The 25703-nt window shown below is 66.0% G+C and carries 24 protein-coding genes and 1 pseudogene; 11 read left to right on the forward strand and 14 right to left on the reverse strand.

Translation table 11 applies throughout. The annotated features are described in order from the left end of the window. Window positions 1–140 precede the first annotated feature (140 nt). The 3 genes from Q4543_RS18515 to Q4543_RS18525 are packed head-to-tail and all read left to right on the forward strand — an operon-like array spanning window position 141 to window position 2708. A complete protein-coding gene (locus Q4543_RS18515; protein WP_303440731.1) occupies window positions 141–998 on the forward strand; it encodes an ABC transporter ATP-binding protein in 858 nt (285 codons plus the stop codon). Then, window positions 995–1753, forward strand: coding sequence for an ABC transporter ATP-binding protein (locus Q4543_RS18520; RefSeq protein WP_303440732.1), 759 nt, complete (start codon window positions 995–997; stop codon window positions 1751–1753). The genes Q4543_RS18515 and Q4543_RS18520 overlap by 4 nt, the downstream gene beginning before the upstream one ends. 52 nt (window positions 1754–1805) lie before the next feature. Then, window positions 1806–2708 (forward strand): AEC family transporter, encoded by a 903-nt coding sequence (locus tag Q4543_RS18525; RefSeq protein ID WP_303440734.1) that lies wholly within the window; start codon window positions 1806–1808, stop codon window positions 2706–2708. Here Q4543_RS18525 and Q4543_RS18530 read toward each other — a convergent pair. The 7 genes from Q4543_RS18530 to Q4543_RS18560 form a co-directional block, all read right to left on the reverse strand. Then, window positions 2705–3784: an ABC transporter ATP-binding protein gene (locus Q4543_RS18530; RefSeq protein ID WP_303440736.1), complete on the reverse strand. Its 1080-nt coding sequence runs from the start codon at window positions 3782–3784 to the stop codon at window positions 2705–2707. The two genes, Q4543_RS18525 and Q4543_RS18530, sit on opposite strands and share 4 nt — an antisense overlap. A gap of 126 nt (window positions 3785–3910) precedes the next feature. Continuing rightward, window positions 3911–4894, reverse strand: coding sequence for an LLM class flavin-dependent oxidoreductase (locus tag Q4543_RS18535; protein ID WP_303440738.1), 984 nt, complete (start codon window positions 4892–4894; stop codon window positions 3911–3913). 114 nt (window positions 4895–5008) lie between these two features. After that, window positions 5009–5794 carry a xanthine dehydrogenase family protein subunit M gene (locus tag Q4543_RS18540; protein WP_303440740.1) on the reverse strand — a complete coding sequence of 262 codons (786 nt, stop codon included), beginning with the start codon at window positions 5792–5794 and terminating at the stop codon, window positions 5009–5011. 88 nt (window positions 5795–5882) lie between these two features. After that, window positions 5883–8243 carry a xanthine dehydrogenase family protein molybdopterin-binding subunit gene (locus Q4543_RS18545; protein ID WP_303440742.1) on the reverse strand — a complete coding sequence of 787 codons (2361 nt, stop codon included), beginning with the start codon at window positions 8241–8243 and terminating at the stop codon, window positions 5883–5885. A 140-nt stretch (window positions 8244–8383) separates the two neighbouring features. Next, window positions 8384–8869: a (2Fe-2S)-binding protein gene (locus Q4543_RS18550; protein WP_216005323.1), complete on the reverse strand. Its 486-nt coding sequence runs from the start codon at window positions 8867–8869 to the stop codon at window positions 8384–8386. A gap of 54 nt (window positions 8870–8923) precedes the next feature. After that, complete coding sequence (locus Q4543_RS18555) at window positions 8924–9442, reverse strand: CoxG family protein (protein WP_303440745.1); 519 nt, start codon at window positions 9440–9442, stop codon at window positions 8924–8926. 141 nt (window positions 9443–9583) lie between these two features. Then, the gene (locus Q4543_RS18560) at window positions 9584–10081 is read right to left on the reverse strand and encodes a hypothetical protein (RefSeq protein WP_303440747.1); all 498 of its coding nucleotides are present in this window, start codon (window positions 10079–10081) and stop codon (window positions 9584–9586) included. 84 nt (window positions 10082–10165) lie between these two features. Between Q4543_RS18560 and moaA the strand changes: the two genes are divergently transcribed. The 4 genes from moaA (at window position 10166) to Q4543_RS18580 (ending at window position 13491) form a co-directional block, all read left to right on the forward strand. After that, window positions 10166–11170, forward strand: a complete 1005-nt coding sequence (gene moaA, locus Q4543_RS18565; protein ID WP_303440749.1) for a GTP 3',8-cyclase MoaA — start codon at window positions 10166–10168, stop codon at window positions 11168–11170. A gap of 323 nt (window positions 11171–11493) precedes the next feature. After that, a complete protein-coding gene (locus tag Q4543_RS18570) occupies window positions 11494–11946 on the forward strand; it encodes a GNAT family N-acetyltransferase (RefSeq protein WP_303440751.1) in 453 nt (150 codons plus the stop codon). Next, the gene (locus tag Q4543_RS18575) at window positions 11943–13316 is read left to right on the forward strand and encodes a DUF2927 domain-containing protein (protein ID WP_303440753.1); all 1374 of its coding nucleotides are present in this window, start codon (window positions 11943–11945) and stop codon (window positions 13314–13316) included. Before Q4543_RS18570 ends, Q4543_RS18575 begins: the two co-directional genes overlap by 4 nt. A gap of 7 nt (window positions 13317–13323) precedes the next feature. Then, window positions 13324–13491 (forward strand): apolipoprotein acyltransferase, encoded by a 168-nt coding sequence (locus Q4543_RS18580; protein ID WP_216005317.1) that lies wholly within the window; start codon window positions 13324–13326, stop codon window positions 13489–13491. Window positions 13492–13533: 42 nt separating this feature from the next. Here the strand turns inward: Q4543_RS18580 and ftsY are convergent, their stop codons facing one another. Further along, window positions 13534–14805 (reverse strand): signal recognition particle-docking protein FtsY, encoded by a 1272-nt coding sequence (gene ftsY, locus Q4543_RS18585; RefSeq protein ID WP_303440756.1) that lies wholly within the window; start codon window positions 14803–14805, stop codon window positions 13534–13536. 429 nt (window positions 14806–15234) lie between these two features. Between ftsY and Q4543_RS18590 the strand changes: the two are divergent. Both Q4543_RS18590 and Q4543_RS18595 read left to right on the forward strand, forming a co-directional pair. Then, a pseudogene (locus Q4543_RS18590) lies at window positions 15235–15539 on the forward strand (alkane 1-monooxygenase); the annotation flags it as partial. Window positions 15540–15799: 260 nt separating this feature from the next. Then, window positions 15800–16198: a hypothetical protein gene (locus Q4543_RS18595; RefSeq protein ID WP_303440758.1), complete on the forward strand. Its 399-nt coding sequence runs from the start codon at window positions 15800–15802 to the stop codon at window positions 16196–16198. Window positions 16199–16328: 130 nt separating this feature from the next. On the opposite strand, the gene xseA is transcribed toward Q4543_RS18595, so the two are convergent. After that, window positions 16329–17801, reverse strand: coding sequence for an exodeoxyribonuclease VII large subunit (gene xseA, locus Q4543_RS18600; protein ID WP_303440760.1), 1473 nt, complete (start codon window positions 17799–17801; stop codon window positions 16329–16331). Between the two features lie 81 nt (window positions 17802–17882). On the opposite strand from xseA, the gene purD reads away from it, so the two are divergent. Beyond that, window positions 17883–19145, forward strand: coding sequence for a phosphoribosylamine--glycine ligase (purD, locus tag Q4543_RS18605; RefSeq protein WP_303440762.1), 1263 nt, complete (start codon window positions 17883–17885; stop codon window positions 19143–19145). Window positions 19146–19491: 346 nt separating this feature from the next. On the opposite strand, the gene Q4543_RS18610 is transcribed toward purD, so the two are convergent. From Q4543_RS18610 to mgtE, 4 genes are all read right to left on the reverse strand, one after another. Continuing rightward, window positions 19492–20121 carry a hypothetical protein gene (locus Q4543_RS18610; protein WP_303440764.1) on the reverse strand — a complete coding sequence of 210 codons (630 nt, stop codon included), beginning with the start codon at window positions 20119–20121 and terminating at the stop codon, window positions 19492–19494. Between the two features lie 219 nt (window positions 20122–20340). Beyond that, a complete protein-coding gene (gene dps, locus Q4543_RS18615; protein WP_303440766.1) occupies window positions 20341–20826 on the reverse strand; it encodes a DNA starvation/stationary phase protection protein Dps in 486 nt (161 codons plus the stop codon). A 103-nt stretch (window positions 20827–20929) separates the two neighbouring features. Then, on the reverse strand, window positions 20930–21487 hold the full coding sequence (locus Q4543_RS18620; RefSeq protein ID WP_303440769.1) for a 5-formyltetrahydrofolate cyclo-ligase: 558 nt from the start codon (window positions 21485–21487) through the stop codon (window positions 20930–20932). Next, window positions 21484–22887: a magnesium transporter gene (gene mgtE / locus Q4543_RS18625; protein WP_303440771.1), complete on the reverse strand. Its 1404-nt coding sequence runs from the start codon at window positions 22885–22887 to the stop codon at window positions 21484–21486. The genes Q4543_RS18620 and mgtE overlap by 4 nt, the downstream gene beginning before the upstream one ends. A gap of 119 nt (window positions 22888–23006) precedes the next feature. Here mgtE and guaD point away from each other — a divergent pair, with 119 nt between their 5' ends. Continuing rightward, window positions 23007–24293 carry a guanine deaminase gene (guaD, locus tag Q4543_RS18630; protein WP_303440773.1) on the forward strand — a complete coding sequence of 429 codons (1287 nt, stop codon included), beginning with the start codon at window positions 23007–23009 and terminating at the stop codon, window positions 24291–24293. Between the two features lie 40 nt (window positions 24294–24333). On the opposite strand, the gene Q4543_RS18635 is transcribed toward guaD, so the two are convergent. Continuing rightward, window positions 24334–25668, reverse strand: a complete 1335-nt coding sequence (locus Q4543_RS18635; protein ID WP_303440775.1) for an 8-oxoguanine deaminase — start codon at window positions 25666–25668, stop codon at window positions 24334–24336. Window positions 25669–25703 lie beyond the last annotated feature (35 nt).

The raw sequence follows: 25703 nt of genomic DNA on the forward strand, positions 1-25703 counted from the left end.
GGGGGGCCGCCGCCCCCCCCCCCCCCCCCCCCCCCCCCCCCCCCCCCCCCCCCCCCCCCGCCCGCCCCCCCCCGGGGGGGGGGGGGCGGGGGGGGGCCCCCCCCCCCCCCCCCCCGCCTCCCCCGCAACGGGCAACACGCATGACCAATCTTCTCGACATCGAAAACCTGCGCGTGCGCTTTCCCACCCGGCAGGGCCATTTCGACGCGGTGCGCGGCATCTCGTTCAGCCTTGGCCGCGAACGGCTCGGCATCGTCGGCGAATCCGGCTCCGGCAAGTCGATGACCGGCCGCGCCATCCTCAAGCTTATCCGCAAACCCGGCGAGGTCACCGCCGATCGCATGCAGATGGGCAAGACCGACCTGAGCACCGCCTCCGACCGGCAGATGCGCAAGATCCGTGGCCGCCATGCCTCGATGATCATGCAGGACCCGAAATTCTCGCTCAACCCGGTGATGAGCGTCGGCCAGCAGATCACCGAGGCCCTCACCACCCACGAGAAAATCTCGCGCGCCGAGGCCCGCAAGCGCGCCATCCAGATGCTCGACGCCGTCGCCATCCGTGACCCCGAACGGGTCATGGGCCTGTACCCGCACGAGGTTTCGGGCGGCATGGGCCAGCGCATCATGATCGCCATGATGCTGATCCCCGACCCGGAAATCCTCATCGCCGACGAGCCGACCTCGGCGCTCGATGTCTCGGTGCAGCTGTCGGTGCTCGAGATCATGGACCGGCTCGTCACCGATCGTGGCATGGGGCTGATCTTCATCAGCCACGATCTCAACCTCGTCTCGCAATTCTGCGACCGGATCCTGATCATGTACGCAGGCCGCATCGTCGAGGTCTGTCAGGCCGGAAAGCTGCACGAGGCGCAGCATCCCTACACCATCGGCCTGCTCAACTCGGTCCCCGACCTGCAACATCCCCGCGCCCGGCTCGACGTGCTCAAGCGCGATCCGGCCTGGAGCGCGGCCCCTTCGGTAAGTGCCCTGACATGAGTGCCATAGACCTCTCTGATCTCACCGTCTGGTTCGGCCACGGCGCCGAGCGCAGCGACGCGGTCAAATCCGCCAGCTTCTCGGTCGACACCGGCGAAAGCTTTGGTCTTGTTGGCGAATCTGGTTCGGGGAAATCCACCGTGCTGCGCGCCATCTCCGGGCTGATCGACAGCTGGTCCGGCACCATGCGCCTTGACGGCCAGCCGCTTGGCCGCCGCCGCGAGCGCAGCTTCTACAAGGCGGTGCAGATGGTCTTTCAGGACCCTTACGCCTCGTTGCACCCGCGCCATACGGTCGACCGGGTGCTGGGCGAAGTGCTCAAACTGCACGGGTTTTCCGACATCGACGCGCGCATCGACAAGCTGCTCGACGATGTCGGCCTCGGCAAGGGCTTCCGCTTTCGCTATCCGCACCAGCTGTCGGGGGGGCAGCGCCAGCGGGTCGCCATCGCCCGCGCCCTTGCGCCCGAGCCGCGCATCGTGCTGCTGGACGAGCCGACCTCGGCGCTGGATGTGTCGGTGCAGGCCGAAATCCTCAACCTGCTCTCTGACCTGCGCGCCGAGCGTGGCCTGACCTACCTGATGGTCAGCCATGACCTTGGCGTCATCGGCCATATGTGCGAGCGCATCGCGGTGATGCAGCAGGGCCGCATCGTCGAGCTGCTGGACGTCGCGCAGATGCGCAAGCTCAGCGCCGAACATCCCTACACGCGACACCTGCTCGACAGCTCGGTGCGCGCGGTGCGGCAGGCTTGACGGCAGCGCCCGCTGCACCCACGGTGCGTTGGTATACCATCCCGAGGCGCCGATGCTGCACGTCCTGAGCCATGACATCCTGCCGGTCTTTGCACTGCTGGCGCTTGGCTTTGCGCTGGGGCGCGTCGGCCTGTTCTCGCGCGGCGAAGCCGCCGCCGCGAACCGCATCGCATTCTTCGTGATGCAACCGGCGCTGATCTTTCAGCTTGTCGCTGGCGTGCCCCTGCCCGCCTTCGACCTTGCCGCGCTGGCGCTGTATGCCGGTTGCGAAGCGCTGTGCTTTGCCCTTGCCTACGCCCTACTCACCACGCTGTTCCGCCGCGAGCGGGCCGAGGCATGGCTGCTGGCGATGTGCACCGTCTTCGTCAATTCTCTGCTGTATGTCGGGCCGATCTCGCAGCTGATCTATGGCGCAGAGGCGGCCTTGCCGGTGACCGCCATCGTGGCATGGGATGCCTCGGTGACCTTTGCGCTGTTCATCATCGGCACCGAGCTGATCGCGCATCCCTCCGCCGGGGTTGGCCCCGCGCTTGGCCGCATCTGGCGCAACCCGGTGCTGATCGCCATCCTTGCCGGGATACTGGCAAATGCCGTGGGGCTGCGCCTGCCCGACCCGCTGCTGACCGCCGCCAGCTTTGCCGGAGGCGCGGCGGCCCCGCTGTTCCTGTTCGCGCTTGGCATCATCCTGTCGCAGCAAGGCCTGCGCCCGTCGGGGGTGGTGATCGGGGTGACGTCGCTCAAACTACTGGCGTTTCCGGCCATGGTGTTCGTCGCGCTCGGCGGGGCCGGCATTTCGGGGCCATGGCACGACCTTCTGGTGCTGACGGCGGCAGGGCCCTCTGGCGCGATGGCGTTTTCGCTGGCCATGCTGCACGGCATCCGCACCGACGCCATCGCCCCGGTGATCATCTGGACCTCGGTGCTGTCGCTGCTCTCGCTTGCGGCGCTGGCCTAGTCGTTGACCGGGAAGATAAAGCAGCGGTCGCGCCGGATGGTCAGCCACATCGGCGTGCCGGGCCGCGGCAGAAACACGTTTGGCACCGTCGCGCGCAACAGCTCGCCGTGGAAATCCATGCGAAATTCCACGAGGCTTTCCGAGCCCATGAAGCGCGCACGCTCCACCACGCCGCGGGCGGGCGTGCCGGCGCGGTCGGTCGGCAGCGGCGGGTTGCCATTGCGATCGAAGTCGATGCCGACATGCTGCGGGCGGAACACGATTTCGACCTGCTGGCCATCCGGAACGCCGGGAGCAAGGAACTGTCCAAAGGGCGTATCGGTCAGCGCCCCGCGCACCGTGCCAGTCAGCACGTTGATATCACTGAAGAACGCCACCGCCGCCTTGTCCTGCGGCGCGTTGTAGATGTTGTAGGGCGCGCCGCGCTGCACGATCCGCCCGCCGCGCATCAGCGCGATTTCATCGGCCATGCGCATGGCTTCCTCCGGTTCGTGCGTGACCAGCAGAACCGAGGCGCCCTCTTCCTTGAGCAGCGACAGGGTCTCGTCGCGGATGCCGTCGCGCAGCCGGTTGTCGAGACCCGAAAACGGCTCGTCCATCAGCATGATGCGCGGGCGCGGTGCGAGCGCGCGGGCCAGCGCGACACGCTGCTGCTCGCCGCCTGACAGCTGGTGGGGATATTCGTCGATGAAATGGGTCAGGCCGACGCGGCTCAGCAGCTCTTCGGCGCGGGCGCGCTTGGCGGCCCGTGATCCGGTGAGGCCGAAGGCGACGTTCTGACCGACGCTCAGATGCGGGAAAAGCGCGAAATCCTGAAACATCAGCCCAATGGCGCGCCGTTCGGGGGGCACGCGGAACACCGTGTCGCAGACCAGATCGCCATCGACATGGATGGTGCCCTCGTCCTGCATGTCGACGCCGGCGATCATCCGCAAGGTGGTCGACTTGCCGCACCCGGAGGGCCCGAGCAGGCAGGTGACATGACCGGGCTGGATCGTCAGCGAGACGTCATCGACCACGCGCCGACCTTCGAAGCGGCGCACAAGATTGCGGATTTCAAGCCTGGGTGTCTGCACGCGCTCGCCTTTCCCGATGGAAAAGATCGGAATTCAGACGGGGGATAACAGCCCCGGTCCGCCCCTGCAAGCCACCGCCCCCTTTTGCGGGCAGGCGGCGGCAAGCACCGGGGCATGGGGAGGGATTCAAAGCGCCTTGATCGCCTGCATCGCGATGTCGTAGCTGCGCTGCCGCGCCAGCGGATCATGGATGGCGCTGGCAATCAGCAGCTCGTCCGGGGCGTAGCGCGCCACCAGATCGCGCAGCCCGGCGGTCACCTCGGGCAGATCTCCCACCGCCGCGATCCGCAAGGCCCGGTCTGCCATCGCCAGATGCCGCGGGTCCACCGCGCGGGTGATGTCCGCCACCGGGCGCGGCAGGCGTCCCGGTTGACCGGATCGCAGATTGATGAACGCCTGCTGCTGCGAGCTCATCAGCCGGCGCGCCTCGGCGCCGCTGTCCGCCGCCCAGACATTCACCGCCAGCATGAAACGCGGCGCATCGATGATGCCGGGGGTGAACCGCTTGCGGTAGATCTCGGCGGCCTGATCCAGCGCATCTGGCGCAAAATGCGAGGCAAAAGCGTATGGCAAGCCCAGATGCGCCGCCAGCTGCGCGCCAAACAGCGAGGATCCCAGCATCCAGACCGGCACAAACGTGCCTTCGCCCGGCACCGCGCGCACCTGCGCGGCCTCGTCGGGGTTGCCCAGCAGGCCCAGCAGTTCGACCACATCTTCGGGGAAGCGCTCGGCGCTGGCGTGGTTGCGCCGCAGCGCCATGGCGGTCAGCTGGTCCGATCCCGGCGCGCGCCCGACGCCAAGATCGATGCGCCCCGGAAACAGCGTTTCCAGCGTGCCGAACTGCTCGGCAATCACCAGCGGCGAGTGGTTGGGCAGCATGATGCCGCCCGCGCCAACGCGCATCCGGCTGGTGGCGGCGGCCACCTGACCGATCACCACCGCCGTCGCGGCAGAGGCAATGCCGCGCATATTGTGATGCTCGGCCAGCCAGTAGCGATTGTAGCCAAGCGCCTCTGTATGGCGGGCCAGCGCGACGGTATTGGTCAGCGCATCGCCGACGGTGCCGCCTTCGGGCACCGGCGCAAGATCAAGGACGGAGGCGGGGATCATGGGGAGGTCATCTGTGTCATCCCCGACATATAGGTGCGGCGCGCCGACATGAAAGGACGAAAAAGCCCCCGGCGTGCTGCGACGCCGGGGGCTTTGGTCATCCGCGAATGGCGATCAGGCAGCGGCGGTTACCGCCCGCTTGGTCATCACTGTGATCAGATGGGCCCGGTAAGCGCCCGACCCGTGCAGATCGTTGATCATGCCATCGCCCGGCAAGGTCAGCCCCTCAAGCGCCGCAGCCGAGAAATCGCCCGACAGCGCCTCTTCGGCTTCGGCCCAGCGGAACACGCCTTCTTCGGAGGCGCCGGTCACTGCCACCCGCACCCCATCGGCGTATTTCGCCACGAACACGCCAACCAGCGCAAAGCGCGAGGCAGGCTGTTCGAACTTCTGGTACGACGCCTTTTCCGGGATCGACAGTTTCACCGCGGTGACGATTTCGCCCTCGTCGAGCGCGGTGGTGAACATGCCCTGAAAATAATCGTCGATGGCGATTTCGCGGCTGTTGGTGACGATGGTCGCGCGCGATGCCAGCGCCGCCGCCGGGTAGCAGGCTGCCGGGTCGTTGTTGGCGATGCTGCCTCCGATGGTGCCCCGGTTGCGCACCGCCGGATCACCAATGTTGGCCGCCAGCGCCGCCAGCGCAGGGTAGCTGCCCGCCCCCTTGGCGACCTCGGCATGGGTGGTGCCGCCGCCGATGGTCAGCACGTCGCCGTCTTGCGAGATGCCCTTGATCTCGTCGATCTGCGCAAGGCTGACCAGCACCGATGGCATCGCCAGCCGCGCCTTGAGCGAGGGGATCAGCGTCTGACCACCGCCCAGCGCCTGCGCCTCGTCCTTGCCGAGCGCCGCCACCGCATCCGCAACGGTCTTCGGCGTCTCGATGTCAAAGCTGTACATGGTTGTTCTCCTGTCGAAGAGCCGAGGCCCTTTCTTCTTTCCCTGATTACGCAATGGAACGGCGGCGCGGTCAAGCGCCGCCGAGAGATCAGCCCTGCATCGCCGCCCAGACCCGGTGCGGGCTCAGCGGCATGTCGATATGATCGACCTTGATGCCGCCGACGTTGAGCGCATCGAGCACCGCGTTCACCACCGCCGGGGGCGAGCCGATCGCCCCGGCCTCGCCGCAGCCCTTCACGCCGAGCGGGTTGTGAGTGCAAGGTGTGACGCAGCTATGATCGACCTTGAAGAACGGCAGATCCTCGGCGCGCGGCATGGCGTAATCCATGTAAGAGGCGCTAAGCAGCTGGCCGTTCTCGTCGTAGATGCAGCTTTCCAGCATCGCCTGCCCGACACCCTGCGCGATGCCGCCATGCACCTGCCCTTCGACAATCATCGGGTTCACCACATTGCCGAAATCATCGGCAGCGGCAAAATCGAGGATCTCGACGCGCCCGGTTTCGGGATCGACCTCGACCTCGCAGGCATAGGCGCCCGACGGGTAGGTGAAGTTCGACGGATCGTAAAAGGCGGTCTCTTCAAGGCCCGGCTCGATGTCTTCGAGCGGGTAGTTGTGCGGCACGTAGGCGGCCAGCGTCACATCGCCCCACGCCACCGACTTGTCGGTGCCCGCAACGGTGAACTGGCCGTCCTTCAGTTCGATATCCGCATCGGAAGCTTCCAGCATGTGGCCGGCGATCTTCTTGGCCTTGTTGATGATCTTCTCGGTGGCGCGCACCATGGCCGATCCGCAGACCGCCAGCGAGCGCGACCCATAAGTGCCCATGCCGAAGGGGATCTTCGACGTATCGCCATGCACGATGTCGATCATGCTCTCGTCGATGCCCAGCATTTCGGCGACCACCTGCGGAAAGGCGGTTTCATGCCCCTGCCCGTGGCTATGCGCGCCGACCATGACGCTGATCGAGCCGGTGGCGTTCACCCGCACGGTTGCCGCGTCATACAGCCCCGCCCGCGCGCCAAGCTGGCCGACAAGGTTCGACGGCGCGATGCCGCAGGCCTCGATGTAGCAATTGACGCCAAGCCCGCGCAGCTTGCCGCGCGCCTTGCTTTCCTCGCGGCGCGCCTCGAACCCCTTGCGGTCGATCATCTCTTCGAGCTTGTCCATGGTCGCGACGTAGTTGCCGGTGTCGTATTCCACCGCCACCGGGGTCGCGTAGGGAAAGCTGGTGATGAAGTTCTGCCGGCGCAGCGCCACCGGATCAACGCCCAGTTCCCGCGCCGCCTTGTCGACAAGCCGTTCAAGCTGAAAGGTCGCTTCGGGGCGGCCCGCGCCGCGATAGGCATCGACGGGCACGGTGTTGGTGAACACCGCCTTGACGTTCACCTGCACGGCGGGCGTGCGGTAGTTGCCCGCCATCAGCGTGCCGTGCAGCCATGTCGGGATCGACGACGAGAAGGTCGACAGATAGGCGCCCATATTGGCCAGTGTATCGGTGCGGATCGCGGTGAAGTTGTTGTCGGCATCCAGCGCCAGTTCGATCTTGGTCACGTGATCGCGGCCATGCGCATCCGACATGAACGCCTCGGAGCGGGTCGAGGTCCATTTCACCGGGCGGTTCAGCTTGCGCGCGGCGAAGGTGACAAAGGCTTCCTCGGCGTAGTGAAAGATCTTGGTGCCAAAGCCGCCGCCCACGTCGGGCGCCACCACCTTGAGCTTGTGCTCGGGGATGCCAAGCACAAAGGCCCCCATCAGCAGGCGGATGACATGCGGGTTCTGGCTGGTGGTATAAAGCGTGGAATCGTCGTTGGCGCGCGCGTAATCGCCCAGCGCCACCCGCGGCTCCATCGGGTTGGCGACAAGGCGGTTGTTGACCAATTCCAGCGTGGTGACATGCGCCGCAGCGGCAAAGGCCGCATCGACGGTCTCGGTGTCGGTGCCGAACTGCCAGTCATAGCACAGGTTGTCGGACAGCTCGTCATGCACCAGCGGTGCGCCGCTTGCCAGCGCCGCCTTCATGTCGACGGCGGGGTCAAGTTCTTCGATGTCGGCAACGATGGCCTCGGCGGCGTCGCGCGCTTCCTGAAGCGTCTCGGCGACAACGGCGGCATAGGGATCGCCGACATGGCGCACCTTGCCAGTTGCCAGAACCGGGTGGCCCGGCTCTTTCATCGGATCGCCGTTCTTGTCGGTGATCAGCCAGCCGCAGGGCAGACCGCCGACGCCTTCGAAATCCTTGCCGGTAAAGACCCGCAGCACGCCCGGCATGGCCTCGGCGGCGCTGGCGTCGATGCTGACGATCTTGCCATGCGCCACGTCCGAGCGCACGAAAACGCAGTAGGTCTGACCGTAGACGTTGATGTCGTCGGTGTATTGTCCGGCTCCGGTCAGGAAACGCACGTCTTCGCGGCGTTTCTGGCTTGCGCCGATACCATGATCCTTGGGCATGGTGCCTCCTCCCTGTCGGCGGCCTTGGCCGCCATCATCCCTGTCGGCGGCACGCGCCGACCCTGAATCCAAAGCCGTGGGTCTCCTCCTACCACGGCTCTTTCAATCTGTTTTGACGTCACCGCCGCGCGCGCGGCAGCTTATTCCGCCGCGATGCTGCTCACGTCTTGGCCGGATGCGGCCATGATCGCCTTGACGATGTTGTGATAGCCGGTGCAGCGACAGATGTTGCCCTCGAGGTAATCGCGCACCTCGTGTTCGGTGGGCTTGGGGTTTTCCTCCAGAAGCTTGGCCGCCGTCATCACCATACCCGGCGTGCAGAATCCGCATTGCAGCCCGTGGTGATCCTGAAACGCCTGCTGCAGCACCGACAGCGAGCCATCGGCATTGGCCATGCCCTCGATGGTGGTCACCTCGGCGCCGGTGGCCTCGGCGGCGAACATGGTGCAGGCCTTGACGCTCTGGCCGTTGACGTGGATCACGCAGGCACCGCACTGGCTGGTGTCGCAGCCGACATGGGTGCCGGTCAGCCGCAGCTCGTCGCGCAGGAATTCCGTCATCAGCGTATTGCCAGCGACCTCCTTCGAGACGGCCTTGCCGTTCACCGTCATCGTTACCTTGGTCATTCAGTCCTCCCTGGGTATCCCTGTTGTCTTTGGTTCAGCGTGCTGGGCGGGGCGCTAGGACACCATCCGCTTGAACCAGCCCTTCTTCTTGCCATCGACGGCGGCGTCATCCGCTGCGCCCTCTTCCTTGGGGCCTTCGACGGCCTCCTGAAGGTTGGTGAAGAACTGGTCGGCCATCTTCTTGGCGAATCCGTCGATGATGCGGCTGCCAAGCTGCGCCAGCTTGCCGCCGACCTTGGCCTCGACCTCGTAATGCAGCTCGGTCACGCCATCGCCCTTGTCGCTCAGCGTCACGTCGGCACCGCCCTTGGCAAAGCCCGCGGCCCCGCCCTTGCCCTCGCCCGACAGGGTCAGGCTTTCCGGCTCGTTGCGATTGGACAGTTTGACAACCCCGGTGAAGGTCGCCTTCACCGGGCCGACCTTCTGCACCACGATTGCCTCGAACCCGTCTTCGGGCGAGCCGGTCATCTGGGTGCAGCCCGGCACGCAGGCCTTGAGCACCTCGGGGTCGAGAATCGCCGCCCAGACCACCTCGCGAGGGGCCTTGATCTCGCGCGTGTCGCTCATGTGCATTGGTTGGTTTCCTCCGACTTGCCCTGTCTGTGCCCGGTCAGCCTACACGCATCCGCAGACGCGCCTATTAGACCAATGGATCATTCCGGCCAGAGAGTGGCCCGGCCACGCGCCGATGCCAACTCGAAATTGTGCGAAGTCTCAGGAATTTGCGCCGCCCGCATAGACTTCGAGCGTCGGCAGGTCGGTCAGCGGCACCCCGATAAGGCGCATCGCGGCCAGCGAGATCCGCGCGCCGCCGCCCTCGATCGGCAATAGATCGACCCTCGCCGATTTGCCGGAGGCGGGAAACACCACGCGCCCCTCGGTCGGGGACGACACCAGCGTGGTTTCGAGCCAGAACCCCGGTTTCGAAGGATCGCCCAGCGACACCACGACAGAGCCAAGGCTGCGCTCGCCGCCGGGCTGCGGCGCGGCGGCCACTGCGCGCTCGGCGGCGCTGGTGGTGTCGAACTGCTCGGCAGTGCGGGCATTCGCAGCGGGGGCGATGGTCACCGTCTCGACCTCGGGGGCGGCGGGAATCATCGCAGGGCTCGCCGAAGCGCTTGGCGCGGGCTCTTCCTGCTGCATCATCGGCAGCGAGGGCAGCTGGGAACAGGCGCAAAGCGCCAGCATCGGAACAAGAAGATGTGCTTTCATGAGGCGAAGAGTAGGGCGTTGCCCGGCGGCTGGCAATCGCCGAGATGCTTGCCCGAAGGCAGGTTTGCGCCTAGATGTACAGGCATGGAAAAGCTCATCGATCCCTTCGCCCGCCCGATCTCTTATCTTCGGGTCTCGGTCACCGACCGCTGCGATTTCCGCTGCGTCTATTGCATGTCGGAAAACATGAGCTTTCTGCCCAAGAAGGAATTGCTGACCCTCGAAGAGCTGGATCGCCTGTGCAGCGCCTTCGTGCACATGGGGGTCGAAAAGCTGCGCATCACCGGCGGCGAGCCGCTGGTGCGCCGCGACATCCTGACGTTTTTCCGCGCCATGACCCGGCATCTGGACAGCGGTGCGCTCAAGGAGCTGACGCTGACCACCAATGGCTCGCAGCTTGAGAAATTCGCGCAACCGCTGTTCGATGCGGGGGTGCGGCGGGTGAACGTATCGGCCGATACGCTGGATGCCGACAAGTTCGCGCAGATCACCCGCTGGGGCCGACTGCCGCAAGTGCTGCGCGGCATCGACGCGGCGCAAAACGCCGGGATGCGGGTCAAGCTGAACGCCGTGGCGCTGAAGGATTTCAACGAGGACGAGCTGCTGAGCATGACCGAATGGTGTGCGTCGCGCGATATGGATCTGACCTGGATCGAGGTCATGCCGATGGGCGACATCGGCAACGAGGACCGGCTGGATCAGTACTGGAAGCTGACCGACCTGCGCGCGCGGCTGGCAGAGCATTACACCCTGACCGATCTGCCCGAAAGCACCGGCGGCCCGGCCCGCTACGTGCGGATCGAAGAAACCGGCCAGAAGATCGGCTTCATCACGCCGCTGAGCCATAATTTCTGCGAAAGCTGCAACCGGGTGCGGCTGACCTGCACCGGCGAATTGTTCATGTGTCTAGGGCAGGAAGACAACGCCGATCTGCGCTCTGCCCTGCGCAACCATCCGGGCAGCGACGCCCCGCTTCAGGAGGCGATCCGCGAGGCGATCCGGCACAAGCCCAAGGGCCATGATTTCGACTATTCGCGCCAGACGGTGGATGGCCGCGTCTCGCGCCACATGAGCCATACCGGCGGCTGACCTTTCGCCTGCTTTTACCAAGGTTTTCAGGCCACGCGCCGTTTTCCGGGTCTCGACCAACATGGCATCTCGCCGCCGCCAGATAGGCGATGATGACCCGGTGCGGCCTTGCCCCGCCGCAGGTCTGTTGCAAGTTTGCACCGATTCTTTGCAATGAAATCAATAGATTGCGCAAAAGCCCCAAGATCCTGCTCAGAGATTTCCGGGACACGCCGTCTTTGCTACGAAAGCCCGGATATTGCCGTATAGTTTCCGAATGAATGACAGAAAGACCTCGGAGTCCTGAAGGCATCCGAGACCAGATCAGGCAGGCTTCGAAACAAATGTCCAATTCCCAAGTGATTGTCCGGCCTTTGGCCGCAAGCGATGAAACCAGCTGGCGGTCGCTGTGGACGGCCTATCTTGCCTTTTATGAAACCACCGTGCCCGAAGAGGTCTATGCCAGCACCTTCGCTCGGCTGCTGGGCGAGGATTCGCAGGATTTCAGCGGCTTCGTGGCCGAACTTGACGGCAAGATCGTCGGCATCACGCATTATGTCTTTCACCGCCATTGCTGGAAGATCGAGAACGTCTGCTATCTTCAGGATCTCTACGCCCTGCCCGAAGCGCGCGGCAAGGGCGTCGGGCGGGCGCTGATCGAGGCGGTCTACGCCGCCGCCGATGACGCGGGCGCCCCCGGCGTCTACTGGATGACGCAGGAATTCAACGACACCGCCCGCCAGCTGTATGACCGGGTCGGCAAGCTGACGCCGTTCATCAAATATACAAGGCCGTGAAACGGCGCTACCTGCTGCCCCTGTGCCTTGCGCTAAACGCCTGCGTGCCCGTCGGCTCGCCCGAGACCGCCAGCCGCGCCGCCGTGTCGATGACCAGCTCCGACAGCGGCCTGCCCCCGATGAAAAGCTTCTCGGCCCCGCGCCCGGTTCCGACGCATGTGTCGAATGCCGATCTGGCGCGCGACATCCTCGGGCTGGCCTTCTCGCTGGAATCCGGGAAGGAGCTGGCCGCCTTCACCCAGTTCGAAGGCCCGATCACCTTGCGCGTCACCGGCACGCCGCCCCCGGCGATGATCATCGATCTGGATCGGCTGATCCACCGGCTGCGCAGCGAAGCGCAGATCGACATTCGCCTCGTGGCAGCGCCCGTGGCCAATATCACCGTGCAGGCGGTGCCGCGCGCCGAGATCCGCAAGACCATGCCAAGCGCCGCCTGTTTCGTGGTGCCCAACGTGTCGTCGCTGGAGGACTACCGCGCGGCGCGGCGCGCCAGCGCCGTCAGCTGGTCGTCCATCACCCGGCGCGAGCGGGTTGCGGTGTTTGTGCCCGCCAATGCCGCCCCGCAGGAGCTGCGCGATTGCCTGCACGAGGAAATCGCCCAAGCGCTTGGCCCGCTCAACGACATGTACCGGCTGGCCGACAGCGTCTTCAACGACGACAATGTGCACACGGTGCTGACCGGTTATGACATGACGGTGCTGCGCGCCTATTACGATCCCGACTTGCGCAGCGGCATGTCGCATCGCGACGTGGCCGCGCGGCTGCCGGGCATTCTGGCGCGGATCAATCCCGCCGGCGAAACCCGCCCCGCCCGCCGCCTGCCCGAGACCCCACGCGTCTGGATCAACGCGGTGCAGGCCGCGCTTGGGCCGGGGGCCTCTGCGGCAGAACGCCGCGCCGCCGCCACCGAGGCACTGAGCATCGCCGCCACGCTGGGCTGGACAGACCACCGTCGCGGCTTTTCGCATTACGCCCTTGGGCGCATCCTGCAAGGCAGCAGCGCCGCCGCCGCGCAGGAACAGTTCGTTCTGGCAAAACGCTATTTCGAACGCGCGCCCGACACCGAGCTGCATCAGGCCTATGTTGCAAGCCAGCTTGCGGCCCACGCCCTGAACGGCGGCCAGCCCGAACAGGCGCTGGCGCAAATCGGCCCTCATCTCGACACCGCCGCACGCTACGAGAACGCGGCGCTTCTGGCGACGCTGATGCTGCTGCGGGCCGAGGCGCTGGAAGCGTCGGGCCGGGCATCAGAGGGGCGGCAGGTGCGTCTGGACTCGCTGGGCTGGGCACGCTACGGCTTCGGTTCGGATTGGGCCGTGCGCGACAGGATGCGCGAAATTGCGGCGCTCAACCCACTCAAGGGGGGCTGAAGACACCATGATCGTGATTGCCGGAGTGCTGATCGGAGCGATACTCGGCGGGCTGACCGCCCGTCGCCGCAAGGGCAACGCTGCCGATATCGCCCAATACGCCACGGGCTTTGCCATCGCCTGCGGGCTGGCGGGCTTTGTGCTGACGATCATCCTTGAAAAACTTCTGACCTGAACGCGAAAGCCCGGACCTTCTGCCAAGGCTTCCGGGCCGCGCTCACCGGTCGAGCCCGGTGAGCGCGGCGGCGAATTCCTCGGGATCGAAGGGCTGCAGATCGTCGATCTGCTCGCCCACCCCGATGGCATGGATCGGCAGCCCGAACCGATCCGCCAGCGCCACCAGCACGCCGCCCTTGGCCGTGCCGTCCAGCTTGGTCATCACCAGCCCCGACACATCCGCCACCTGCCGGAATATCTCGACCTGATTCAGCGCGTTCTGGCCGGTGGTCGCATCCAGCACCAGCAGCGTGTTGTGCGGCGCGTCGGGGTCTTTCTTGCGGATCACCCGGACGATCTTGGCCAGCTCTTCCATCAGGTCGTGCCGGTTCTGAAGCCGCCCGGCGGTGTCGATCATCAGCAAATCGGCGCCGTCGGCCTGCGCGCGGGTCATCGCATCGAAGGCAAGGCTCGCCGGGTCCGATCCTTCGGGCGCGGTCAGCACCGGCACCCCGGCGCGTTGCCCCCAGACCTGAAGCTGCTCGACCGCCGCGGCGCGAAAGGTATCGCCCGCCGCGATCACCACTGTCTTGCCCGCCGCGCGGAACTGCGAGGCCAGCTTGCCGATGGTCGTGGTCTTGCCTGACCCGTTGACGCCAACCACCAGCACCACCTGCGGCTTCTTGGGGTAGATCGGCAGCGGGCGCGCCACCGGATCGAGGATGCGGGCCACCTCGCCTGCAAGCGCCTCCTTGATCTCCTGCGTCGACACCCGGCGGCCATAGCGCCCCTCGGCGATATTGGCGGTGACGCGCAGCGCCGTGTCGACCCCCATGTCAGAGGCGATCAGCAGCTCTTCGAGGCTTTCCAGCATGTCGTCGTCAAGCACCCGGCGCAGCGTCGGCGCCTGCGGCGTCTCGCGGCCGAACAGCCTCCCGAGGATGCCGCCCTTCGGAGCCTTCGTCGGGGTTTCCTGCGGCGGCGCCTGCGGAGACGGATCAAGCGGCGCAGGCATTTCAAGCGGCGGCGGCGGCGCGATTTCAGGCGCGGGCTGCGGCATCGGGTCGGCGGGGGGCGTCACGTCCGGGCCGGGATCGTCCGACGGCGTCGGGGCTGGCACCGGATCGGGCGTCGCGGGATGTTCCAGCGGCGGCGCGGGCGGGGCCTCATTCGGCGCGGGCGGCGTTTCGGGCAGCGGCTGCGGCTGCTCGGACGGCGGCGGCGGCACATCCGGCGCGTCGTTGCCACCATCCTGCACGATGGCATCGAGCCCTTCCTCGAGCTTCGAGGACGAGTTGAACAGCTTGCTCTTGAGCTTGCCGAAAAAGGACATGGCGCGAGACCCCCGGAAAAACGTCTCCTTCACCTAATACGCCGGGGCGCTCAAGAAAAGTGTGAGTTGCCCCTGAAGCGCGCAGGCGCAGAACTTGCCGCAGGAAACCCGCGCTTTGCCTTGGTTTGAACTTTCGGGCGACTGCCCCGCCCGCGCGTGCTGCGCGAAACGATCAACCGCCGGGTTTCTGCGACCAAGGTGATCCGACAGGATACAAAACGTTCGCCCGCAGCCACACCAAGGCGCAGGGCCACCCCTGCGCGGCTTGTCGCAACCACCGAGCGCGGTTCGACATTAATCCCGCCGCGTCAAGCCGGTGCCGTTCAGGGCGGCAGGAGGCCGGTGATGAGCCATTTTAACCTTGCAACCCTCGGGATGGCCGCGCTGCTGGACGCAGAGATCTGGCTCGGCGGGGTCTGGCTAGCGGCCTGCGCTCATGCGCAAGGACAACGTCTGCTGTCGGACTACGTGCAGCCTGTCGGGCAGCGGCACAGCTGGAACGCCCCGCAGGGGGCGTCGTCGGCGCTGATGCTGAACGCGCCGCGTTAATTCGATCACCATGCAAGACCGACGCGACAGTATCCCGGACTGACGCTCGATCACTCGACGATGCCGATGCTACCGCAGTCCCTACCGCGATCGCGCCGGTCCCGGCGCTGTGGCACCGCATTATGGACCCAAGAGCGCATCAGTGGCAGCCAAAGCGTCCGATACAGCCCCCGATCCGGCAATGAGACACCGCGCCTGAGCATTCATCTGACACGAAAAGTCGCGAAGGGTCTGCTGGCTGGCTGGCGCCGGGTCCCCCCGACAGCTTGCGCGCTGGCGTCCACAAAGCGCTACCGCGCCGGCAACGACAAGTCAAATAGTCTTTTACTTCAATTACTTGACTTATTTATTCAGGAAACACCATCGGCCATCCCGCTCATTGCTTGTGGTACGCGAAGACCGGCCGCCTCTTCACCTGCCCATCACACTCTGTCAGGGTATGGGCATGAAATTGCTACCCGCCCTTTTAGTGCTTTTGACTCTGGCCCTGCCATGCCTTGCTTCCGAACCGCTTTCGGGGGCGGAATTCGAACGCTATGTCACCGGGAAAACGCTGTATTTCGGGCTCGAAGGGTCATCCTACGGTGTCGAGGAGTATCTCCCTGATCGTCAGGTGCGCTGGTCGTTTCTAGATGGGCAGTGCAAGGACGGCTTTTGGTACGAAGATCAGCGCATGATCTGCTTTGTCTACGATGACGAGCCAGAGGCGCAATGCTGGAGCTTCTATCGAGAAGGAACCGGACTACGCGCGGTATTCGAGAACGATCCAGCAAACACCGTGCTTTATGAAGCCCGGCAGGATGACAAGCCGATGATGTGCCTCGGCCCCGAGGTCGGCGTCTGAAAAGCGGGGGCCAGCCCCCGCACCCCCGGGATATTTCCAGCCAGAAGAAGACAGGGCGCGGCGCCTGGCTTCTTCTGGCCCAAAATATCCCCGCCGGAGGCATCCAAGCCATCCTCTCGCGCGGCGTCGGTCAGAACAGATTGCCCTGCTCCGGGGGCTCACCCTTGCGCTTCGGGCGGTGTGCGGCGCCGCCCAGCGCAAGCCGGCCATCGGCGAATTCGATCTCGAGGCCGGCTGCGGCCTCGGCCTCGGCCTTGGCGGTCAGAATGCGCCCTTCGCCGCTGCGCACCACCGCGTAGCCGCGCGCCAGCGTTCCTTTGTAGCTGAGCGTCTCCAGCAGCCGCGCAAGACTGCCCAGACGCGTGCGCGGGTCTTCGAGCCCTCGCGCGCCCGCCGTATCCAACCGCGCGGCCAATGTGCCGAGACGGTCGCGGCCAAGCGTGATGTCGCGGAGGATCGGGCGCAGCGACAGGCGGTCTGTGCGTCGTCCAAGGCTTTCGTGCCCATGGGCAATGACCCGCGCCAGAAGCGAGGGGCGCAGCGCGCCCGCCCGGTCGGACAATTGGACCCGGCGCTTTTCTGTGCCCCGGCTCAGCGCCACGGGCAGCCGCGTCGATAGCAGGTCAAGCCGTTGACGGGGGCTTTCCAGCAGCGTTTCGGCGCGGGGCATTGCGCGGGACAGATCGCGCAGACGCTGCGTCCGGGTCTCGATGCGCTGCTGCATGGCACGGGTCATGCGGCTGCCCTGCTCGCCGGTCCAGCTCAGCAGGTCAAGCCGCACCGGAACCGCGATTTCGGCGGCGGCGGTGGGCGTGGGCGCGCGCCGGTCGGAGACGAAGTCGATCAGCGTGGTGTCGGTTTCGTGCCCGACGGCCGAGATCAGCGGGATCATAGAGACCGCAGCCGCCCGCGCCACGGCTTCTTCGTTGAAGCCCCACAGATCCTCGACCGAGCCGCCGCCGCGCGCAACGATCAGCAGGTCGGGGCGCGGCAGCGAGCCTCCGGGCGTCAGGCGGTTGAACCCTTCGATGGCGCGCACGACCTCGGGGGCGCAGCTTTGCCCTTGCACCGCCACCGGCCAGATCAGCACCTTGCGCGGAAAGCGCTCGCGCAGCCGGTGCAGAATGTCGCGGATCACCGCCCCGGACGGCGAGGTGATCACGCCGATGATCTCGGGCAGGTAGGGCAGCGGGCGTTTGCGCGCCTCGTCGAACAGGCCCTCGGCCTGCAACGCCGCCTTGCGTTTTTCCAGCATCGCCATCAGCGCGCCGACCCCTGCCGGGCGGATGTCATCGATCACGATCTGGTATTTCGACTGGCCCGGAAAGGTGGTCAGCCGCCCCGTCGCGATCACTTCCATGCCTTCCTCGGGCTGCTGGGCAAGGCGCCCGGCCACGCCTTTCCAGACCACGCCCGAGATCACCGCGCGATCGTCCTTGAGATCGAGGTAGATGTGTCCCGAGCGCGGCGTCGACACGCGGCCGACCTCGCCGCGCACGCGGACATGGGCGAATTCGCCCTCGATGGTGCGTTTTACCGCGCCCGAAAGCTCGGATACGGTGAATTCGGGCGTATTGCCCTGCTCGTCTTCTAAAAGGTCCATTATGGGCTGCTCGCTTGCCTAACGCTTGGCCTGACCTTAGAACGCGCGACAGGCGAGGAAAAGGCAGGAGACCGAAGGCATATGAACATCCTTATTCTCGGCGGCGGCGGGCGCGAGCATGCGCTGGCCTGGGCGGTGATGCAGAACCCCAAATGCGACAAGCTGATCGTCGCCCCCGGCAACGCCGGAATTGCGCAGATCGCCGAATGCGCCGCGCTCGATGTCGAGGATGGCGGCGTGGTGGTCGAATTCGCCGGCGAGAACGCCATCGAGCTGGTGATCGTCGGGCCCGAGGCGCCGCTGGCGGCGGGCGTCGCCGACGCGCTGCGCGATGCGGGCATCCCGGTGTTCGGCCCGTCGAAAGAGGCGGCGCGGCTCGAGGTTTCGAAAAGCTTCACCAAGGAGATCTGCAAGGCGGCGAATGCGCCCACCGCAGGTTATGGCCATTTCACCGATGCGGCCAGCGCCAAGGCCTATGTCGCCCGGCAGGGCGCGCCGATCGTGGTCAAGGCCGACGGGCTGGCGGCGGGCAAGGGCGTGATCATTGCGACAACCGTGGCAGAGGCCGAGGAAGCCATCGACGACATGTTCGGCGGGGCCTTTGGCGGCGCGGGCGCCGAGGTGGTGATCGAGGAATTCATGACCGGCGAGGAAGCGTCGTTCTTCGTGCTGGTCGACGGGACGGATATCCTTCCCATCGGCACCGCGCAGGATCACAAGCGCGTCGGCGAAGGCGACACTGGCCCCAATACCGGCGGAATGGGCGCCTATTCTCCCGCCCCGGTGCTGACCGACGAGATCGCGCAAAAGGCGCTGGAGGAGATCATCCGCCCGACCATGGCCGAGATGGCCCGTCGCGGCACGCCCTATTCGGGGGTGCTTTACGCCGGGCTGATGATCGAGAACGGGGTGCCGCGGCTGGTGGAATACAACGCGCGCTTCGGCGATCCCGAATGTCAGGTGCTGATGATGCGGCTGGGCGCACAGGCGCTTGACCTGATCCATGCCTGCGCCGAGGGCCGTCTGGCCGGTGCGCAGGTCACATGGGCCGACGATCACGCCATGACCGTCGTGCTGGCGACGCAGGGCTATCCCGGCGACTATGCCAAGGGCTCGGTAATTGGCGGGCTGAACGGGCTCACCGAAGACAGCTTTACCCAGATGTTCCACGCGGGCACCGCCGAAGTGGATGGCAAGGTGGTCGCAACCGGCGGGCGGGTGCTGAACGCCACGGCGCGCGGCGCGACGCTGGCCGAGGCCGCGCAGCGGGCTTATGCGCTGGTTGATGAAGTCGATTGGCCCGAAGGTTTCTGCCGGCGCGACATCGGCTGGCGGGCGCTTTGACCCTGTTCGGAGCTGTTCGCGCAGGTGCGCCGGTCCTTTGATGCGCCATCGCCGTGCCCTGCCGTTGGCCGGGGGCGGCGCAGGCGGGCCGGGTCTGTTGGGCCGCAAACCGATCTGTCTGCGCGCCCGCTCCGCAGCCTTGCGTCGGCAACCCCCATCGCCAATGAGCTGGCGCTGCATGGTTGTGACGTGGCGACCGGTTGCCGAATGCAGCGTTCGGCACGCAACGCCTACATGCGCGATTCGAAACCCGCGCTCAGCCCAATGGGTCACGCGCGGGGCATGGCGCCCTTGCGCCTTATGACGCGCATGAGGCTCGGGCGCACTGCTTGCAGCCGCTAAAGCGTCAGGCGCGACGGCGGCGGCGCAGGGCGATTGCGCCCATCCCGCTCAGCAGGGCAAGCATCGGCGGCAGCGCGGCGGGCAGTGGAACGGCGCTGATTTCGACCGTCAGGCTTTGCAGCACGGCCTTGTCGAGGCCCGTCACATTGATCGCATCAAAGCTGCTGTCGGCGGCCAGCCCGACAAAGTAATTGCCCGCGCCGCTGGTGGTGAAATCGTAGCTGTCGATGATGCTGAAGGCAGACAGAAAATCCACCGTAAAGGTCTCGGTGGATTCCGATGCGTAAAGGTCGAAGGCCAGCTTGGTTTGCGGCGCGCTGAAGGCAAGGAACAGCGAGATCAAACTGCCTTCGCTGCCCGGCGCAATGATCGTCGCCTCGTTCTCCGAGGTCGCCCCCAGCCCCTGCCCGGTCTGGCTGGCAGGGTAGATGAATTCGCCCGGCCCAGCCCCCGAAACTTCGATTGCTGAAATCCCGAGATCGCCCAGAAACGTCTCGCTTCCGGTCAGAACGCCGGTCGCAACGCTGTCGAAGGTCTCGGTATACGGGTCGCTGAAATCGCCCAGCGTGATCAGGGTTGCAGCCTGCGCCGGGGCCGCAACGGCCAATGCCAAAAGGGAAACGATCGTCTTCATGAAGACTCCTCAAACTCGTTACTCATCGCTTCGGCACCACATGCCGCGCACAACCTGATACGGGTGCATATTACCAGCTTTCCCGGCAGGGTCGCATATCAATCCTTTTCTACATAGCGTTAAAAAATCCTTTCCGTGCCGGTGCGAACACGCAAAAGGCTGGCCACGATCGGCCAGCCCTCGTCGTGCATGCTATCTTCGCGCAATTTCAGCGCAGTCTCATGCGGCCTTTGCGCTGTTCGATCCGATGAACCATGCATCCTTTTCGGCGGTGCGGCTCACTTCGGTGAACAGATCGGCGGTGTCTTCGTCGCCCGCCTCGTCGGCGGCCTCGATGCCCTTGCGCAGGTTCACCGTGTAGCTGTTGAAACGCTCGACCAGCGCGGCAACGTGATCCTGAATATCGACCTTGTCGGTCGGGTAGGCCTTGAGCGTGCTTTCCTTGGCAACGGTCTGCGAGGTCCCCTGCGCCAGCCCGCCCATCATGACGACGCGTTCGGCCATCAGGTCCGCCCCTTCGCGCAGATGCGCCGCCACGTCGTCGAGCAATTCGTGCACGCCGATGAACCCGGTGCCCTTGAGATTCCAGTGCGCCTGCTTGACGGCATTGGTCAGGTCGATGGTGTCGGCGAGGCGCGCGTTCAGCTCCTCGATCATGTCCTTGCGGGCGTTCTCTTTGAGAAAGGGGACAAAATTCTGCGGCATTGGGTATGCTCCTCTGGTCTGGTCAAATCCCGTGTGCTGCCAGCGGCAGCCCGGCGCTGTGCCGGCTTCGGATAGGAAACGCAGACCCGCAGCGCAGGTTCCATCAGCGCGGCGATAGAATTTCACGCTCGGTGACGATCATGTCCAGCGGCTGGTCATTCGGGTCATGGGGCAGCGCCTCGGCCTCTTGCGCGGCAAAGGCAAAACCGACGGCCAGCACCGGGCCGCTGGCGCGCAGCGCCTGAAGCGTGCGGTCGTAAAACCCCCCGCCGTAGCCCAGCCGCGCGCCAGCGCGGGTGAAGGCAACCAGCGGCACGATGACGATCTGTGGCACGGAAAACACCGGATCGGCGGGAACCTCGGCCCCGAACGGGCCGGGCACCAGCGCCATGTCAGGCTCCCACAGGGCAAAGCGCAGCGGCGTTGCCTTGGCCTCGATCAGCGGCACCATGACCGGACCATGGGCCGAGGCTTCGACCATGGCGGCGCGCGGGTCGATTTCGCTGCGGATCGGCAGGTAGCCCGCCACCGGCACGCCCCGGTGCCCGGCGAGCAGTTCCGACAGGCGCCCTGCCCCGGTGCCCATGTCGGCGTCGAACGCCGCGCGTCGGCGGGAGAAGGCAGCCTCGCGGGCGGCCTGTTTGGCGGCGCTCAGGCTCATAGCAAGACGGCCGAGGCCAGCCCGAGAAAGGCGAAAAAGCCCACGACATCGGTCACGGTGGTCACGAACGTGCCCGAGGCCAGCGCCGGGTCGATCCCGAAGCGTTCAAGCACCACCGGCACGCCGATCCCCGCCAGCCCCGCCACCACGAGGTTGATGACCATTGCCGCCGCGATCACCAGCCCCAGCACCGGGGTGCCGAACCAGACCAGCGCCAGCAGCCCCATCACCACCGCGAAGACCACGCCGTTCAACAGCCCCACCGTCAGCTCGCGCCCGATGATGCGCCAGACGTTCGACGAGGTCAGATCCTTGGTGGCAAGCGCCCGTACCGCCACGGTCAGCGCCTGCGTGCCCGCATTGCCGCCCATAGAGGCCACGATCGGCATCAGCACCGCCAGCGCCACCACAGCGCCGATCACGTCCTCGTACTGGGCAATGACAAGGCTGGCTAGCACCGCCGTCAGCAGGTTCACCGCCAGCCATGGCAGCCGCTGCTTGACGGTTTCCAGCGTGTTGTCCGACAGCCGGCTTTCCTCGCCGACACCGGCAAGGCGCAGGATGTCTTCCTCGTGTTCCTCGTCAAGCACCGCCATGGCGTCGTCGATGGTTATCACCCCCACCAGCCGGTCGGATTCATCGACCACCGGGGCCGAGATCAGGTGGTACTGGTTGAACGCATAGGCGACCTCGGCCTCGGGGCGGGTCACCGGGATGACATGCCACGTGTCCTCGATCAGCGAGCGCAGCAGCACCTCGCGGCGCGACGCCATCAGCCGCCCCAGCGCCACGTTGCCCACCGGGCGCAGCTTTGGGTCGACCATGACGATGTGATAGAACTGCTCGGGCAGATCCTCGGTGGCGCGCAGATAGTCGATGGCCTCGCCGACATTCCAGTGCTCGGGGGCCATCACCACTTCGCGCTGCATCAGGCGACCGGCGGAATATTCCGGGTAGCCCAGCGACTGTTCGACCGCCACCCGGTCGCTGACTTCCAGCGCATCCAGAATGGTTTCCTGCTGCGCCTCGTCGAGATCCTCGATCAGGTCGACCACGTCATCGGAATCCAGCTCGCGCACCGCGTCGGCCAGAACCTGCGGGGTCAGGGCGCGGATCACGTCCTCGCGGATCGATTCGTCGAGTTCCGACAGGATTTCGCCGTCAAATTCCTTGTCGTAAAGCTTGATGAGCCGCATCCGGTCGAACGCGTTCATCTGCTCGAGCATGTCGGCGATGTCGGCGGCGTGCAGCGGCTCCATCAGGTCGATCAGCGTGTCGCGATCGCCGACATCGACCGCAAACAGAATCGCCGACGCTTCCTTGCGCGAAATCGCCCAGCTCTTGTCGTCATCCTCGGAGATGTCGTCCTCGGGGGCAGTCTTTTGCTGATCTTCGGTCATTTGCGCCTCGCTGCCTGTCCTCCCCGCAAAGAGTAGGATAACCGCCCGGAATTCAACAGGGCGGATTGCGAAACCCGGCCCGCGCCGACAAAATCGCGCGCAGTGATCAGGAGACAGACATGACACAGACCCTGCATCTCGGGCAGATCCTGAGCTTTGACGGCAACCCGTTCGAAGACGGCCCCGGTGCGGCGTGGCACGAAACGCACGGCGCGCTGGTTGTCGAACATGGCAAGATCCTCGCCGTCGGCCCGGCGGATGCGCTGCGCGCTGCCCATCCGAAGGCGGCGCAGGTCGATCATGGCGCGGCGCTGATCGTGCCGGGCTTTGTCGATGCCCACGCGCATTACCCGCAAACCGCGATGATCGCGAGCTGGGGAAAACGGCTGATCGACTGGCTAAACCACTACACCTTTCCCGAAGAAATGCGCTTTGCCGATCCGGCCTATGCCGCTGACATCGCGGGGCGCTATCTGGATCTGCTGCTGGCGCATGGCACCACCTCGGTGTGCAGCTTCTGCACCATCCATCCGGCCTCGGCCGAGGCGCTGTTCACGGCGGCGCAGGATCGTGGCATGCGGGTGTTCGCGGGCAAGACCTGCATGGATCGAGACACCGCCCCCGAAGGTCTGCGCGACACGGCGCAATCGGCCTATGACGACAGCCTTGCGCTGCTGAACCGCTGGCACGGGCGCGGGCGGGCCTCTTATGTCATCACGCCGCGATTCTCGCCGACCTCGACGCCGGCACAGCTCGACGCGCTGGGGGCGCTCTGGGCCGAACATCCCGATTGCCTGATGCAGACGCATCTGTCGGAACAGGTCGATGAAATCGCATGGGTCAAATCGCTGTACCCGTCGGCGCGCGATTACCTCGACACCTACGAGGCGCACGGGCTGCTCGGCGAAGGCGGCCTTTACGGTCACGCCATCCACCTCGAGCCGCGCGAGCGCGACCGCCTGCGCGAGGTCGGCGCCGGACTGGTGCATTGCCCGACCTCGAACACCTTCATCGGCTCGGGGCTGTTCGACATGGACGGGTTGATGCGCGAAGGCCAGCGCGTCGGTCTGGCCACCGACACCGGCGGCGGCTCGTCGTTTTCGATGCTGCGCACCATGGCGGCCGCCTATGAGATCGCCCAGCTGCGCCATCGCCCTCTGCATGGATCGGAACTGCTGTGGCTGGCAACGCAAGGCTCTGCGCGGGCGCTGCGCTGCGATCACCTGATCGGCAACCTTGCGCCGGGGATGGAGGCGGATTTCACCGTACTCGATCTGGCCTCGACCCCCGCCATCGCGCAGCGCAGCATCCGCGCCAATGACATCTGGGAGGCGCTGTTCCCCACCATCATGATGGGCGACGACCGGGCCGTGGCGGGCACATGGGTGGCGGGGCGCAAGCTCTGACATCCCCGCGCGGCGGGCCTCAGGCAACCGCGTTCCGGCGCTACATCGCCAGCCGCTCGGCCAGCGTGTTCTGGCGCGCGATGACCCGGCCAAGGTCGATGGTGGTGACGCGCCCGTCGCGCACTACCTGCCGCCCCTCGACAAACAGGTGCCGCACCCGCGATGGCCCCGCCAGCAGCAGCGCCGAGCGGTCCCAGCTGCCGGCGCTGTCGATGCCGCCGATGTCCCACAGCGCCAGATCCGCCCGCTTGCCCACGGCAATCTGGCCGCAATCATGGCGGCCCAGAACCTCGGCCCCGCCGCGCGTCGCAAGGCGCAGCGCCGCACGCGCGCTCATGGCATCTGCGCCGCGGCTGACGCGCTGGAGCAGCATCGCCTGACGTGCCTCGAGCATCAGGTTGGAGCTATCGTTGCTGGCCGAACCGTCGACCCCCAGCCCGACCTTCACCCCCGCATCGATCATCTCTCGCACCGGCGCAATGCCAGAGCCAAGGCGGCAATTGGAACAGGGGCAATGCGCCACCCCGGTGCGTGAGCTTGCAAACAGGTCGATCTCCTGCCCGTCAAGCTTGACGCAATGGGCGTGCCAGACATCGGGGCCGGTCCAGCCGAGATCTTCGGCGTATTGCCCCGGACGGCAGCCGAATTTCTCCAGAGAATAGGCGATATCCTCGTCATTCTCGGCCAGATGCGTGTGCAGCATGACGCCCTTGTCGCGGGCCAGAAGCGCGGCGTCGCGCATCAGCTCGCGGCTGACCGAAAACGGCGAACAAGGCGCAACGCCGACGCGGACCATCGCCCCCTCGCGCGGATCATGGAAGCGGTCGATCACCCGGATGCTATCCTCGAGGATCGCGGCCTCGGTTTCAACCAGCGCGTCGGGCGGCAAGCCGCCATCGCTTTGCCCGATCGACATGGCGCCGCGCGTGGCGTGAAAGCGCAGGCCGATATCCTGCGCCGCCTCGATGGTGTCATCAAGCCGCGCGCCGTTGGGATATAGGTACAAATGATCCGAGGTCAGCGTGCAGCCCGACAGCGCCAGCTCGGCCAGCCCGGTCAGCGCCGAGATGCGCATTTCCTCGGGGCCAAACCGCGCCCAGATCGGGTACAGCGTCTGCAACCAGCCGAACAACAGCGCGTCCTGTGCGCCGGGCACCGCCCGCGTCAGGGTCTGGTAAAGATGGTGATGGGTGTTCACCAGCCCCGGCGTCACAAGGCAGCGCGAGGCATCGACCACCTCGCCTTCGGATACAAGATCGCTGCCGATTTCGGCGATGATACCGTCGCGCAGGATCATGTCGGCGCCGTCGAGCTCGCTGCCCGCGTCGTCCATGGTCAGGATGTTCCAGGCGTTGCGGATCAGGATCTCGGACATGGCGGCCTCCGGGGTTGCGCATGGCGCACCCTGCC

Origin of the sequence: Salipiger sp. 1_MG-2023 (assembly GCF_030547555.1) — a bacterium.
In the GTDB taxonomy this organism is placed as follows: domain Bacteria; phylum Pseudomonadota; class Alphaproteobacteria; order Rhodobacterales; family Rhodobacteraceae; genus Salipiger.